General features: G+C 31.5%; 11 protein-coding genes and 1 pseudogene. 4 read left to right on the forward strand and 8 right to left on the reverse strand.

Features of this window, described 5'->3' with window-relative positions:
• Nucleotides 1-126 precede the first annotated feature (126 nt).
• From wecB (MSSIT_RS19955) to MSSIT_RS21475, 4 genes are all read left to right on the forward strand, one after another.
• Complete coding sequence (wecB, locus tag MSSIT_RS19955) at nucleotides 127-1,215, forward strand: non-hydrolyzing UDP-N-acetylglucosamine 2-epimerase (protein WP_048174215.1); 1,089 nt, start codon at nucleotides 127-129, stop codon at nucleotides 1,213-1,215.
• Nucleotides 1,216-1,851: 636 nt separating this feature from the next.
• Entirely contained in the window at nucleotides 1,852-3,420 is a 1,569-nt protein-coding gene (locus MSSIT_RS19960) for a lipopolysaccharide biosynthesis protein (RefSeq protein ID WP_048174216.1), read from the forward strand.
• A 450-nt stretch (nucleotides 3,421-3,870) separates the two neighbouring features.
• Nucleotides 3,871-5,061 (forward strand): glycosyltransferase family 4 protein, encoded by a 1,191-nt coding sequence (locus MSSIT_RS19965; RefSeq protein WP_197080307.1) that lies wholly within the window; start codon nucleotides 3,871-3,873, stop codon nucleotides 5,059-5,061.
• 37 nt (nucleotides 5,062-5,098) lie between these two features.
• Entirely contained in the window at nucleotides 5,099-5,770 is a 672-nt protein-coding gene (locus tag MSSIT_RS21475; RefSeq protein ID WP_052721736.1) for an acyltransferase, read from the forward strand.
• On the opposite strand, the gene MSSIT_RS19975 is transcribed toward MSSIT_RS21475, so the two are convergent.
• The 8 genes and pseudogenes from MSSIT_RS19975 to wecB (MSSIT_RS20010) form a co-directional block, all read right to left on the reverse strand.
• Complete coding sequence (locus MSSIT_RS19975) at nucleotides 5,739-6,806, reverse strand: lipid II:glycine glycyltransferase FemX (RefSeq protein ID WP_048174218.1); 1,068 nt, start codon at nucleotides 6,804-6,806, stop codon at nucleotides 5,739-5,741. The genes MSSIT_RS21475 and MSSIT_RS19975 overlap by 32 nt on opposite strands.
• 1 nt (nucleotide 6,807) lies before the next feature.
• A complete protein-coding gene (locus tag MSSIT_RS19980) occupies nucleotides 6,808-8,148 on the reverse strand; it encodes a polysaccharide deacetylase family protein (protein WP_048174219.1) in 1,341 nt (446 codons plus the stop codon).
• A gap of 387 nt (nucleotides 8,149-8,535) precedes the next feature.
• Nucleotides 8,536-8,694: pseudogene (locus tag MSSIT_RS25805) on the reverse strand (DapH/DapD/GlmU-related protein); the annotation flags it as partial.
• 875 nt (nucleotides 8,695-9,569) lie between these two features.
• Nucleotides 9,570-10,718 carry a glycosyltransferase family 4 protein gene (locus tag MSSIT_RS19990; RefSeq protein WP_048174221.1) on the reverse strand — a complete coding sequence of 383 codons (1,149 nt, stop codon included), beginning with the start codon at nucleotides 10,716-10,718 and terminating at the stop codon, nucleotides 9,570-9,572.
• Nucleotides 10,719-10,736: 18 nt separating this feature from the next.
• Nucleotides 10,737-12,629, reverse strand: a complete 1,893-nt coding sequence (locus MSSIT_RS19995) for a hypothetical protein (protein ID WP_048174222.1) — start codon at nucleotides 12,627-12,629, stop codon at nucleotides 10,737-10,739.
• Nucleotides 12,616-13,761 (reverse strand): glycosyltransferase family 4 protein, encoded by a 1,146-nt coding sequence (locus MSSIT_RS20000; protein WP_048174223.1) that lies wholly within the window; start codon nucleotides 13,759-13,761, stop codon nucleotides 12,616-12,618. Before MSSIT_RS20000 ends, MSSIT_RS19995 begins: the two co-directional genes overlap by 14 nt.
• A complete protein-coding gene (locus tag MSSIT_RS20005; protein ID WP_052721737.1) occupies nucleotides 13,721-14,938 on the reverse strand; it encodes a glycosyltransferase family 4 protein in 1,218 nt (405 codons plus the stop codon). The genes MSSIT_RS20000 and MSSIT_RS20005 overlap by 41 nt, the downstream gene beginning before the upstream one ends.
• 28 nt (nucleotides 14,939-14,966) lie before the next feature.
• Nucleotides 14,967-16,025 (reverse strand): non-hydrolyzing UDP-N-acetylglucosamine 2-epimerase, encoded by a 1,059-nt coding sequence (wecB, locus tag MSSIT_RS20010; RefSeq protein WP_048174225.1) that lies wholly within the window; start codon nucleotides 16,023-16,025, stop codon nucleotides 14,967-14,969.

Here is a 16,025-nt window from a genome sequence, read left to right on the forward strand (position 1 = left end):
AAAATTAAAGAAAATAAAGAATGATAAACAGTAAAATTGAATCAAATAGTTTAAATAATTGAGAAGTGTAATTCACTAAAAGTTAATAAAGTTTAAAAAATCTTCCTGCAAGGATGCGGTAAAACTATGAAGATTGCAATTATTCTCGGCACAAGACCTGAGATCATAAAGATGAGCCCTATAATAAGAGAATGTGAAAAACAGGGTTTAGAGTACTATATACTACATACAGGCCAGCACTATAGCTATGAGATGGATAAAATCTTTTTTGAACAGTTAAAACTCCCACCGGCAAAGTACAACTTAGATGTAGGTTCGGACCTCCATGGAAAACAGACTGCAAAAATGCTTGCTGGAATCGAAGAAATTCTGATAAAAGACAGGCCGGATGCCGTGCTTGTGCAGGGAGATACAAACACTGTCCTTGCTGGCGCTCTTGCAGCATCTAAACTTAAAATCAAAATAGGTCATGTCGAGGCGGGCTTAAGATCCTTCGACAGAACAATGCCCGAAGAAACAAACAGAATAATTGCAGACCACACTTCTGATTATCTCTTTGCCCCAACTGAGAACTCAAAAAGATATCTTTTAAATGAAGGAATTTCTCACGACAAAATATTTGTCACAGGAAATACGGTTGTTGATGCAGCCTACCAGAACCTTGAGATCTCCAGGGACAGAGCCGATATTCTTAAAGAACTGGGCTTAACCGAAAAAGAATACTTTGTAGCTACAGCCCACAGAGCCGAAAATGTTGACAGTAAAGAACGCCTTGCTGGAATTCTTAATGGTTTTTCTCAAATTTACAAAGAGTTCGGCCTTCCAATAATCTTTCCAGCTCATCCTAGAACCGTAAAAATGATTGGAGAATTTGGCTTCAAAGTGCCTGAAGGTTCAATACTGATCGAACCTCTTGGTTACCTCGAATTTCTACAGCTCGAAAGTGGAGCTAAGCTAGTTTTTACAGATAGCGGAGGTGTGCAGGAAGAAGCCTGCGTCCTCAGAATCCCTTGCGTGACACTTCGAGACAATACAGAAAGACCGGAAACAGTAGATGTCGGCGCGAATTTGATTGCAGGATGTGGGGAAAAGATCATTTACTGTACAAGAAAGATGATAAAATCCGATTGTGAGTGGGAAAAACTATATGGTAATGGAAATGCTGCAGAACTGACTCTTAGTAAATTGAGGTGTGATAATTCAGTGCAAAAATAAGTGTTCGAAGTTTTTATTAGGTTACATGTTTCGGCTACTGTCAATATAGATTATTTTAGGTAAATTGAGAGGTAAATTCGACTTAGATATTATAGTTTCTTTGAAATCTGATTAGAAAAATTATGCGACTATATTGTCGATGGTTGCGACACTTGCTTATATCTACTTTAGATCAATACGATTTTATCTCTGTTGATCAAGAAAGATTCTTTATAATCAAATTATCAATGTATTGCATCGATCCCACATGGTAATTACGCCACTAAATAATTTTTCAATTAAGAGTTAATTTAGACTCAAAGTTTGCTTCTCAAGTAGAACATTTTAAATTAATCGACTGAGTTCCGGATCATGATACAATTATATAAGTTATTAAGAGTAAAAATAAAAAATGCTTTTTGGAATGAGCTCAGAAGCAGGTGCATGGACTAAGAAAAGGATGTGTAGGAAAATAAAATCAACCATAAATTCATAAAAATGAGGACAAGAAAATGACCAACTGGTACACATATAATTAAATTGTCATAGTATTAGATATAAATCTGAGTTTTTCATAAAGATTTACTATTAAAAATATTCCTTGTGTTTTGTTAGAGAGAGTGCAATCAAAAACGCATTATAAAGAGGAACATTTTGATGAATATAAATGTAAATGAAGACAATATTAGCAAACAGTTTGGAAAAAACGTTATGATGAATGCACTTTCCTTCATAATAGGTATACTAATTGGATTGCTTTTAGTTCCATATTTCATTGAAAAACTTGGAGTTGCTGCATACGGGATAATACCAATAGCTACATCTGTTAGTACTTATATAGGAATATTTACACAAACAACAAATGCATCTGTTTCTAGATATTTGACTCTTGATCTCCAAAAAAAAGATTTCAAAAAAGCAAATATCACATTCAATACATCACTATTTGGTATTATTGCAATCGTTTTAACACTAACCCCACTAATTTTTATTCTATCATATTTTTCACCAAAATATATAAACGTGCCATCAAACCAGGAAACAGATGTAGTTATCCTATTTTTTTCTGTTCTTGGATCTTTCATAATAGGAACTGTAGGAGGGTTACTTCAAGTTTCGCCATTTGCCTACAATCGAATAGATATTATAAAAGGAATAAATATAATAAGTACGTTAACACAAGTTGTATTAGTTGTAATATTTTTTATATTATTTACCCCTAGTTTAATGTATGTCGGACTCTCTTATTTAATAAGTAGTATAATTTCTTTTCTGATTTCCATATATATTTTTAGATCTGTAAGTCCTAGTCTAAAAATTTCTTCATCTTATTTTGATAAACGTAAATTAAAGGAAATGTTTAGTACAACCGGCTGGATGATGATTAACCATATCGGTGGACTCTTGTTCCTTCAAACAGATATAATTCTCGTCAATATATTATTTGGAGCCACTTCAAGTGGAGAATATGCAGTAGTATTAAAATGGAGTACATTAATAAGAACAATGACTACACTACTAACTGGAATCTTAACACCTATATATTTCACATATTTCGCAAAAAAACAATTAAAGAAAATTATAGCGACATCATCAGCTTCCATAAAACTTATAGGTTTATCGTTAGCCTTACCAATTGGATGTATATGTGGATTTTCTTCAAACTTGTTATCTTTATGGGTAGGTGAACAATTTATAAAACTAGCTCCTTTAATGTGGATATCCTTAACTCACCTTATAATAAATTTGCCTGTCTATTCTCTTTCTTCAATAAATATATGTTTCAATAAAGTACGCATCCCAGGAATTATTACCATACTTACAGGATTAGGAAGTATTTTGCTGTCTATAACATTATCGCATTACACAAATTTAGGATACTATAGTGTTGCAATTGCTGGAGCAACTATGTTAACTTTAAACAATGGATTTTTTATTTCATGGTATACTGCAAAACTACTTGGCATAAAAAAAAGTACATTCATATTCTTACTAACGCCAGGAATTTTTGCCATGTTAATAATTGGAGTAACAGCCCATGTTATAAGTCAGTATATATATTTTCCAAGCATAATTTCACTGATCGTTTGCTGCATAATGTTAAGTTTACTGTATCTATTTCTTATCTGGCTCATAGCTCTAAATCAAAAAGAAAAAGAGCTTATTTCATCTTTGCTTTTTCAATATATTCCAACGAATAGAATGAAAAAGGTAACTAGAGATTAATCAGAGGTGTATTTTATTAGTTTAGAAAGATATACTTGCTTGTTCGTCAACAACCAAGTGCAATATGATTTCAAATAATGAATGAGCTGATCCCAAAACTCAAAATTGGCTCTCCTAATCTTGAATATAGAATAGTCAATCGAGCTACAAATAAAGAAAATAATTCTAAAACTTTTATCGATGTAGGAATAAAATAGGTTTTGGGATGAGCTCAAAATTAATTTATACGACATTTCATGTTTAATATATATATTCAGTACTAAAAACAATAAAGAAATATTGATATCCAAGAGTATAATATTATAGAAGTTCTTATCTCCATAATAATTTAATAACACAGATAAAACGTTTTATGTGCATTTCTGTCAAACATGAAATTATACAGTTACACATAAGAGAAAAAGAACAACATAAGCAAGTCGTAAAAGAAACAAATATGGAGAAATGATTTTGAAGATTTTATTAGTTTCAGCATTAAAAGAAAATGAGGTGGGAGGTGTAATATCCCATATGAAAAGTTTGGGGAATGGGCTTGAAAAAATAGGTCATGATGTAGAGTATGTAACTCTTTCATCAATACCGCGAATACTTCAAATAACCGGGCTTTACTTACCAAAAATAATAATTGGAAAGTTTTCCCTACAAATGCGAGATGCATGGCACTTTCTTTTTATTAAATACTCTATCGAAAGAATACTACTATGTAAACAATTTATAAAAAAGTATGATGCAATAATTGCTCAAGACGTATTTGTTTGTATGTCATCAAAGATGACGAAATCAATCTTTAGAATTCCAATTTTGTTTACAGTACATAGCTATATTTCCGATGTACTTGCCGGGGACCATATTAAAAAAGAAAGTTTTGTTGAGAAATGGTTTATATCTGTCGATGAAAAATCATATAATCTAGCAGATAAAATTATCACAGTTGACACTCGAATCAAAGATCATATTTGCAATGAGTATAACATTTCTTCAGATAAAATTAGCGTTGCAATAAATTTTTTAGATACTGAAGACTTCAAAAAAATAGAGATAGATTCTGACCTATTTGAGAAATACAACATGCCAATCGGCAAAAAAATAATACTTTGCCCAAGAAGACTTGTACCAAAAAACGGAGTAATATATGCCGCAAAGTCTTTAAAATTAATTCGCGATAAAATTGGGGAAAAGTTTGTTATGGTTTTCACAGGTAATAAAGGACCCATAGCAGCAGAAATAAAAAGAATTATTGGGAAGGATAAATTACAAGGAAATGCGATTTTTATAGAGAGTGTAAAACATGATCAAATGAAATACTTATATAACCTATCTGATTTGGTAATTATTCCTTCAATAAATTATAAAGGATTAGAGGAAGCAACTTCAATTTCTGCATTAGAAGCCATGGCTTGTTGTGTGCCGGTAATCGCCTCAAATATTGGAGGGCTAAAAGAGATCATTGAAGATGGTGAAAATGGTTATTTAATTCCAGAAAAAGATCCAGAGAAAATTGCAAATAAAGTATGTGAAATTCTATTTACTGATCAGTCATATCTGATATCTAATGCTAGAAAATATGTTGAAAATAATTGTTCAAATGTACAAAGAGCAAGAGATTATATTCAATTGATTGAAACTATACGAAAAAATTAAGAATAATTAATTTAAACAATTGATTAAAGTGAGAATAATGAATCGTGGATTCTTATTTATAAAAAAAAATATATTGGGGATAGCATCTCAATTGCCAACAAACAAGCTACGTTGTACACTTTATAGACTTTGTAATATCAAAATTGGAAAAAGAACATGCATAGAAAAAAACGCAAAAATAAAGTTTGGAAATCTTTTTGGAAATAACATCCAGATAGAATCCAACACCTTTATCCAATATACCTCTATAGGAAACTGTTCAAAAATTGATTACGGAACTTTTCTTATTGGAGTGAAAAAAAATAGATTAGAGATTGGAAAACACACATACATAGGATATTATAATATCTTAGACGGTTCTGGAAATCTAACCATCGGAAACTACGTGCATATATCCAGTCCATCTGTAGGAATATGGACGCATAGCAGTGTATATCAATCACTTTGCAGTTCTGAATTAGGAGATCCTTCCTTTAGAAAAGAAGGTCCTGTCAAGATTGAAGATAATGTGTGGATTGGTGGGAAAGTTACTATTTATCCAAACGTGACAATTGGACAGTATTCAGTTGTCTTACCAAACACTGTTATAAATAAGGATGTGCCTCCGTTCTCTATGGTTGGAGGAATTCCCGCCAAGATAATAAAAAAAATAAAAGTGAATGAGGAAACTATTGAATTTATTCCAACCGAAATTGAGAAACTGTTTTAATTTTTTCAGCTAGAGTTCTTACATGCCTATATCTAAATCTCTTTCGATACCATCCAATCTCAGTAATATCTCCCCCCCATCCATTTTTGAATTTATATATTCCATCTTCCTCATCGAGAGGCATTCCACCTAAATCGAAAAATTTAAAACCATTGGCAGATCCTTCTTCAATTGCTTTCCAAAGAAGAACGTTGTTAGGTTGAAGTTTAGAATATTGCCTCAAAGAAGCACCATGTTCATAAAACATAGTATTATTTTTATGGTAAAATAATATTATTGAGCCAATCAATTGTCCATCATATTTTGCAAGAAGGAATTTTGCTTTTCTGATAGGAATGAGAATATCCCAGATTGCTTTAAAATAACTGTAAGGGTTTCTTGGAATCCCCGTGCGTTCGTACAAATCCTTACATAATATTCTATACATTTCTTTGATTTCTGAAATATGAGACGCTTCTACTACTTCAATATTTTCTTTAATTGCCTTTCTGACCCCATTTCTTGTTTGTTTCTTGAGATTATTCCACAATACCTCAACATCGTCACTCAGTTTGAGAATAGATGTTTGACGAGCATTAAATAAATATTCATTTTCCTCATGGAAAATGTTTCTTATGTTTGGGTCACAAAATGAAGAGATCCTCCAATCAACAACTTTTTTATTTTTATATATAAGCTGCTCTGCAAAATTAAACATCGATTGAATAATAATAGGGTTTTCATCAGGCAATGCAATTGGACCTCCATAACCCCATGCTCTTGGATGAGGAGACCACAACACCTGAAAGTTATTTGAAAATGGCTCTATATATCTATGATATTTATTTTCGACCAGCATCGGTCTAGAAAATAAGGGAAATATACCCACAATTTGGTCATTTTCTTTAGCGACAATGCTGTAACATGTGTCTCCAAAACCTTGTTCAATTACACATTTCCACTCCCATGTATGGAATATTGTACCGTAATCACTCAATTCTACAACATTATTCCAGTTATCTTTATCATTAGAAGTTGCAAACTGAACACTTATCATTTCAATCGCCTACATTGATTTCAATTTTATTACCGACGTTTATCATTTGTCTTTTTCCGGAAGGAACCTCAATGCATAAAGGTAGACTTGTGTCGGAAATCACCTGCAAAATATTATCTACTAACTTGACATCTAAGTTTGCAGTTTCCCTTTTTCTCCACCATTGTGCACACTCCCTTGCAGTTGCAACCCAATATCCGTTTTTCTTAATATAATCCAATGTATACTTGTATAATCTAAAAACTGAAGGGTATCTTTTTTCGTGGATGTACAAATTATGGAAATTTACTACAAGGCAGCCATGATATTTTTCAACAGTAGTTCCAAGCTTATTAATGACTTCTTTTTGTTCATCCAATGTTAATTGATTGACTATTGCAGTGAAATCCATAAATGAAGTTGGAATTTCAAGCAGATTGAATTTTATATAATTAAATGGATCAAAAGGGTGATATGGATGACAAAGCCCAGCTCTAAACCCAAATTTATCATTATAGTAAAATGTGTGATCATAATCAAGCCCGATTTGATCCTGATATCGCCATGTATGTGGAATCCGGAAATTTAATGTGTGTTGGCGCTCTCCAAAAATTTTAGTTTCAGTCAGTTCTTCTAGTGCTTCTATTTCTTGAATCAACATCTTTGGGCTCTGAAATGAATTGAGTGATCCATGAAGACCGATTTCACATTTTGCTTTTTTAATTTGGTCTAAAGATTTAACAAAATCACGATGAAATTTTCCATAGTCTGAAAAGAAATAAAAACTTGACTTAATATCTCTTTTAGATTCTTCTTTTAACATAAGAGAAATATTGCTACAATATGCTTTATTACTTAAGTTATAATATGCATATCTTATCCATTCTAGTGTATTTTTTTTTAAACTTGGTGAATTATCTAAAGAATCGATATCATGTGTTATAACACAACAAGACTCTGAAAAATTTGGCCAAAACCATTTTTGAACAAATGGAAGTTGATGAAGAAAATATGCCTCTTTAATTTTAGTTGATAGTTCTAATGCATATCTACTTACTATTGGATCGCAAAGAATATCATTAAGGTATAATTGATCATCTATTCCAGTAAATAAGTTATAAATAGAATCATTAATATCTAATTCAATAATCCCTCTTTCTCCATTAATACAATAACTCTTAGCTAGTTCATTTTTTCCATTATCCATGTTGACTGCAATAACACATGGATACTTACTTTGAGGCAACATACTTTGATTTATTTTTTCAAAAATAATGCCTTGTTGATTTAATAACTCACTTATGATTTGGATATGAATTTCTTCACTTCCAACAATCCCAATCTTCAATTGACACTTATTCATATTGAGTTTACCTCTATAATTCCTTACTCGTTTTGATTCATTAACCTGCTTTCGGCAGGCAACTTGTTTTTTTCAGAATAGTTTTACTGATAACGTTTTTGCTGAAAAATGCATTATCCCTGATACTAAACATTATTGCAAAAATGGTTCATTGTTTATATATACCGTAAGATCTGAGTTATATGTTAACCAGTTTCAAACCAATTAAAGATTTATATGCTGTATAAAAAACACAACCATTAGAAATTCTCAAAATTTAATGTCGACCTGTAGAATATAAGATTAGCAACATAAAAAGAATTAAAATCTGTATTACCACAATCAAAAAAATTACAAATTTAATTTACATATCTTATGAAAAAATTAAATCATCAATATCAATTAGATTCTCTTTTTTATCACTCTTGCTGGATTTCCTGCCACTACAGAATAAGGCATAACATCTTTTGTAATCATAGAACCCGCACCAATAACACTACCTTTTCCAATAGTAACTCCAGGCAAAATTATAACATCAGAACCAATCCAACAATCGTCCCCTACATTAATTGGTTTCACAATAGTTCCTTGTTTTTTGATCAAAATATCTTTCTTATCATAATTATGATTAAGGGTATGAAATATGACTCTCCCACCCATGATCACATCATCTCCAATATATATTTCTCCCCCCCTTCGAGCACTTAACACGGAAAATTCCCCAATTTGAGAAGACCCAATAAATACATATTTCGAACTTCTATCAAGTTCTACACCGATTCTGATTACACAACTTTTAGATCTTCCTAGTAAATGCTTTCCAACTTTTGATCGAAGAAAATTACTGTATTTGTTTTGAGGGAGATTCTTTACAATATCATACAATATTTTCCAAAAAATGTACATAGTCTGTATCCTTCAGTAATCACTAATAAATTTGCTAAGATGGCTATACTAATGTATTAAATTTTAAGAAATTATTAAAACCCAAATTTGACAGAATCACACATTTTATAATGTTGAAATGGGCTTCATGCTTCTGTTTTCTTAATACAATTCAAAGTTTTGTCTTGCATCTTATGATTTTTGGACATTTTTTAATTTACTAAAATGTAGTGTGTCAATACAACGTGTTTTGTGTAAGAAAATACTGTATTAATTAGCAGAATCTGTCAAATTAGGGTTAAAAATTACTGCTCATTAATCCTCAATCACGAAAGAATTAATTCGTAACTATTCAGCCTAGATAAAACAACTTTGTTGGCCACCTTTAATAAACTTCAGTAGACAAATTTTACGAATTGATTTTCTTTAATTGTTGCCAATTGACTGTATTTTCAACTGTTTGCCAGTTAGTTGTCAACCCTCTCATTTTAATCAAAATGATATCAAACGATATGTTTTAATAGGCTGATACGTTTCGATAGGCTGAATAACTACCATTATTCTATTAATTCATCATATATTCTTATAATCTTTGGAATTATAACCTCATTACTAAATTCTCTTTCAACAGTTTGCCTTGCATTGTAACCTATTTCTTTTAGTTTATTTTCATTGTCATAGAGATATTCAAGTAAAAAAAGAAGTTCATCAATGTTTTCCTTTATAATATACCCAGTTTTTCCATTAAATACAGGATATCTATCACCTTTGTCAATCATTATTACAGGTCGTCCACAAGACATTGCTTCAAGAGTTATTCTTGAGATACCTTCCACTAGCACAGGATTAAAAATAATATCCATACTCTTAATAAAAGATGGAATATCATTTTCAGGAAGAATGCCATGGAAATAAACATTTGGATTGTTAACTCCTAGAATTTGATTGCATGTTATATGGAGTTCACAAAAATTAGGTAGATTTTCAATTAATAGTTTAAGGATATCAATACCTCTTGAATACTCAAATCTTCCAACGAAGCCAATAACAAGTTTGTCTTTTAATTCAAGCTCAGAAAAAGAGAACTTGTTTATATCTACAGAGTTAGGAATGAAGTGTATTTTTTTATCTTTATTCATTAAACATGAGTAATTTTTAACGTAAATCTCAATATTTTTATCAACGCAGATTATAGATTCAAATTGATCAATCATATTTAGTTCATACTTTTCAAAAATAGGATTGTTATTTAAAGAGGAAAACAGATTGTGAATGGTAATAACTTTAGGAGTGTTAATTTCACTAAAATCAATGAATTTAGAGAAAATCATACTGTTGATCCAAGTATCAACCCTCAATAAATTATTACAAAATCCGATTCCATGGAAATGAATTAGATCATAAGTTGATTTTTTAAGATATTCATTTTTTCTTTGTAATCTCAAAATATCTGAACAGAATCTATATGGAAACGAAAGTTTGCTAATGATAAAGTTATTGAAAGGAAGTAAATTCCTATCATATGGCAGAAACCTTTTTACTAAAGTGTTTTCAGAAAAATTCTCTTCCAAAGGAGAATATGGCAATGAATTTGTTATTATATTAAAGTTATATTTTTTAATATTTAGGACTAAGTTCGAAACATAAGTTTCTCCTCCCCCAATACAGGGACTGAATCGTGGATTGTACTGCGCTATTGTTTTCATATTTTGTTCACTTACTTTTTAATTATTTGAGTTAAACAAATAACCCCATATTTCGCCATTATTATAGATCTTTGAGCCATTCGATTCGAACCTAGCCTTAAAAGAATCGTCCAAAATCACTGAGTTAATAATCCCAGGATTTATTTTTTTTGAAACAACTGGTATTCTAAAAGCTTCCTTATTTAAGACATATAGTTTTCCTCTATCTTCAATGAAACTATAACCTAGTGAAACCATGTTGAGATCGATGGGATTAATGGTCCCATTATATATCCTTCCAATAGTTTCAATTCCATTGATTTCAGATGCTTTATGACCTAACCTTTGAGAAGATTTTTCATTATACAAGGGATTGTCTCCATTTGAAATTGTTGATGTAACCATAAAAAAGCTCATCAAAAAAATAATAGTTAAAATCGTTACAATATTTAATTTATTCTCAATCAAATTTGCCATTCTAAAGATTCCAGAAGCAGAGACAAGAGCTAGAATCCCGTAGACAAATATAAACCATCTACTTGGCATTATTGTTCGCATTCCCATAAGTGAAAAACCATATAGTAATGCAAACAATACAACTATTGTTAAGCTCAATGAGCTCTTGTATACATTTTCATCCATCAACCACACATAAGTGCCAATTATGCCTGTTCCCAAAAAAAATAGATATCCAAGGTGATCCAAAAAATATTCAGAGTAACTTGTCGCTACGTAAGGTGAAACTTTTTCAGTAACACTTGTTGCGAATTCTGCATCATAAGTAAGAGCATGATATAAAGAACTTAGGATGTAATCAAGGAATGTTGCGGATGACCTTTCAGGTACTGAAATGGCATATAACCAGTACCCTATAAGCATAGCACCAAACATCACTATTGTATTAAGAAATATTTTTGAATCTGTTGAATTAAAACCTTCAAGATAAGATTTAATTTTTTTCCAGAAGTATAGAGAGATTATTGTTACAAACATTATGAATGCAGCAATGGTGTGTGTCAACACCAAAACTACAAGTAAAAAAATAACAATGAACTTATTGTAAATCGGTTTTGAAGCATTCACAAGAAACAAATAAAGAATTTCCATAAAAAAAACGCTCCCAAAACTTGTAGGTATTGGAGCTGCACCAAACAAAATTCTATAATCTCCAAAAACCAGTATAAGGGCTGCTAATAATCCCACTTTTGAATTCACAAGTTTTTTTCCTATTAAGAAAATAAAAACAACTGAAAAAGTATATGGGAAAGTGATTGAAGAAAATATCGAGTCATAAACATTCAAACCGGTCAGTATACTTGTTACTGAAGTAAGTATATGAAATATGGGAAAATAATAATAGGAATTAAAATACCCCTGTGGAGCATCTAAAACAATGTGACCTCTTTCAATATAAATTGAGGTCTCACCATTATGAAAATGAGTGTCGGTGCCATAAATATCAGAAAATTCGTAGTAAATCCCACCATAAAGGAGAAGTCCAATAATCAAAATTTTGAAGAGAACAAATCCTGACAATTTTTCGTTAGAATGTAGGATATCAAAAGTAATAGAAACACATGCAAAAGCCGTGAGTATAAAATAGCTCAAAGGTCTTATATAAAGATTTGTATATAATATCCACAAACTAAAACTAAAAACAAAGAAAAAAAAGATATTATTGACATAAGCTGACCATTTTGGAACTTGAAGTTGGAAGATCTCATTTCCCTTTAGCAATTTTTCTTTCAATAAAATGTATGTTAAAGAAGCAAAAAGGATAGTGCCTCCTATATCCTGCTGATGAATCCTATACGACAAGGACATGTAAATGACAAAACAACCCAACAAAAACCCACATAGCGGAAAGATCGCATCCGCTCTCCTTCCAATACTTTTTATAAATTCCAATTTTTCGAAATTAAAACCTGACATTTCTGATCGCTTTTTGGTATAATGAATAATATTTTTCTGCAATGCTTTTGTTGGAAAATTCTCTAGCTTTTTCCCTTCCCATAATCCCCATACTTATTCTTAAATTTTTGTTTTCAAGTAACGTCAATATTTTATCTGCCAAAGAATTAACGTCTCCGTATTCTACCAAAAAACCCGTCCTATTATTATCTACCACATAAGGAATACCACCTATGTTCGAAGTGACAATAGGCTTTCCACATGCTTCAGCTTCAGCTAAAACAATTCCAAAAGATTCTTCTTTTGAGGGAAATACAAATATTGAACATTCTGATAATTCCCTCTTTAATTCCTCATTGTCCAATGCTCCCCTGAAAATTACATAGGAACTTAAATTATTTTGTTTAATATACTCAACCAAACTATCGTAATATCCTTGTTTTCTGATTCTCCCTACAATATGCAATCTTATGTTATCTCTTTTTGTACATATCATTTCAACTGCCTTAATTATATTTAATAAACCTTTTCTTGGCTCAATGCCACCTATAAATAATAAACGGTCACCAACTTCCTGAGATTGAATCTTAAAAAATTCATCTCTTATACCATTTGGAATAACATAAACATCACCCTTACAAAAAGATTCAATTTTCTCCATAACGTAAGGGCTTACAGTCGTTAAGATTCTTGCATTTTTTAAGCAGAATTCTTCCATAGGTAAATGAACTTTTCTTCTAATACTGTCAAGTATAGAAGGTCTCAATTGAGGATTATACTCCTCTTTTGCAATTCCATGAATCGTTACAATAGAAGGATATCCACTTTTTAATGCATAATAACCATAATTACTAATGTGACCGTGGACTAGATCAGGATTTATTTCCTTAATTTTATTAATTACCTTATATCGATCTATTGTATTAACTGTTAAAAACCTTGGAAATGGCGGCGAAGCAAGGTAATGTACAGAAATGCCCTCAATATTTTTGTAAACATTTTTTTTTAATATTTGTACGGTAACAATATGAAGATCTATATCTGGGTATTTTTTAAATTCGTTAACGATTCCCAATATGCAGGCTTCAACCCCACCACTAATATTTTCAGGATCAATTGGATATTGACCCAGTAATACAACTTTCGTCTCCATCACCTACGAGATTATAAAGATCCAAAATCTGTTTTTTTTGATTTTTTAAATTAAATTTATTTGCAAATTTAAGAATTTCTTCAGAATTCCACTTATGATCAATTGCAATGATTATTTTTTCTGCTAAAAGATCTGAATTTCCCGGTTGAACTAAATATCCATAATTATCGAATAAAATTATTTCTTCACTTCCACCATTATAAGTCGCCACAACAGGCTTTCCACAAGCCATCGCTTCGATCTGAACTACTCCAAAACTTTCCTTTAAACTTGGCATCACAAAAATATCACAGGCATTCATCCATAAAGGGATCTCATTATGAGGCCTGCCACCTATAAGCTTTATATAATCTAGAAGACCTGAGGACTTTATTTGTTTTTTCAACTTATTCTCTAGTTTGCCCTCTCCTACAATATAACAAATCACATCCTTCCGCGTTTTCACAACACGGCCCATAGCTTCAATTAAGTACTTATGCCCTTTAACTTCTTCTAGATTTCCTACAGTAAGAACTATTTTTTTATCAGAAGACAAACCTAATGACCTTTTACACTCATATGGATTTAGCGGATGAAAAACATCTTCCCTGTATCCGTTTGGAAGAACTACTACTGGTGTTTTTACATCTAGTTTTCTTATACATTCAAGATTACTTCTGCTTACTGTAATAATCGCGTCAGCAGAATTGAGAACATATTCAATTTTAGATTTCCATTCATCATCCTTAAAAGGCAATCTATAGATATCATATCCATGAGCAGTAACTACAAAAGGTACTCTATATTTTGCTTTTAGCTTTGCACCAACATATCCAGATGACCAAGTAAAATGAGAATGTATGAGATCAAATTTTATGTTCTTTTTTCGAATAAGTTCTTCAACTACTTTAAGATGCTTATCTCCTAATGCTTTATATTGAGAATCAAAAGGTAAGTTAAAAAACGAAGTTTTGTAAACTTCTAAATTTGAAGGTTTATTTGCGCAATCAATTTTAAAACTTGAAACAAAAGGCTGTAATGCGGGTATATGGATATAATCAGAAATATTTGCAAATTTGTTGAATCTAACTAGCACATAGACATTATCAAAGTATGGAGATACAAGATCGATAGGATCCTTTTGGAAACTCCTGTATCTATGACTGACAACTAACAAATTTTTTGTATCTATCGGCATATTTACACATTCCAGTTGCATCAAAAGATCATTTTAAAATTGAGACTATGTTAGCACTTGCAGTACCGTTTCCAAATCTATTGCAGTGAGTATTTAAAGAAGGACTAAAACTGTTTACCGTTTCAAGAATTCTTTCCTTGTCAGCTCCGACAAGAACATTCCATCCGTCGTTAATAGTTTCAACCCATTCAGTATTTTCTCTTAAAGTAACACAGGGAACTTTAAGTACGTAAGCCTCTTTTTGAACACCACCAGAATCAGTAAGTATCATTTTCGCATGATCCATCAGCTTTATGAATTCAAGAAATCCCAAAGGCTGTATCAAAGAAACAGATGATTTCAATCTATCATAGAGTCCGTATTTTTTCAAAAATTTCTCAGTCCTTGGATGCAGCGGAAATATAATAGTTTCATTTAATTCAGAAAAGGCATCCACAATATTCTTCAGATTTTCTTCATTGTCCGTATTGCTGGCTCTGTGAATCGTAGCTATAAGGTATCCTTTGCTTTTTATGCCTAAATAATTTATAATAGTAGATTTATTTTCTGCAATTTCCCTGTTATACAAGAGAGAATCAACCATCACATCTCCAGTTAAATACACATTCTCTTCTATCCCTTCTTTTTTTAAATTTTCAACTGCAGTCATTGTGGGACAGAATAGAATATCAGAACAATGATCTGTCACAGTCCTGTTAATCTCTTCTGGCATTGATTTGTCAAAACTTCGAAGACCGGATTCTACATGTGCGGTTTTAATATGTAGTTTCGAGGCTGCAAGGGCGCCTGCAAGTGTTGAATTAGTGTCACCATAAGTAAGAACGATGTCAGGCTTTTCTTTAACCAAAACTTCTTCGATTTTCTTGAGCATCTCACCTGTCTGATATCCGTGAGATCCAGAGCCGATATCAAGAAGATAATCTGGCTCAGGAATGTTAAGTTGCTCAAAAAACACTTTGTTCATCTGATAATCATAATGCTGCCCGGTATGAATCAGAATTTCTTCATGTTTTTTTCTCAATTCCCTTGAAACTACAGAGGATTTCACAAACTGAGGTCTGACACCAAGGATACTTGTAACTTTCAC

This window comes from Methanosarcina siciliae T4/M, from assembly GCF_000970085.1.
Lineage (GTDB): Archaea > Halobacteriota > Methanosarcinia > Methanosarcinales > Methanosarcinaceae > Methanosarcina > Methanosarcina siciliae.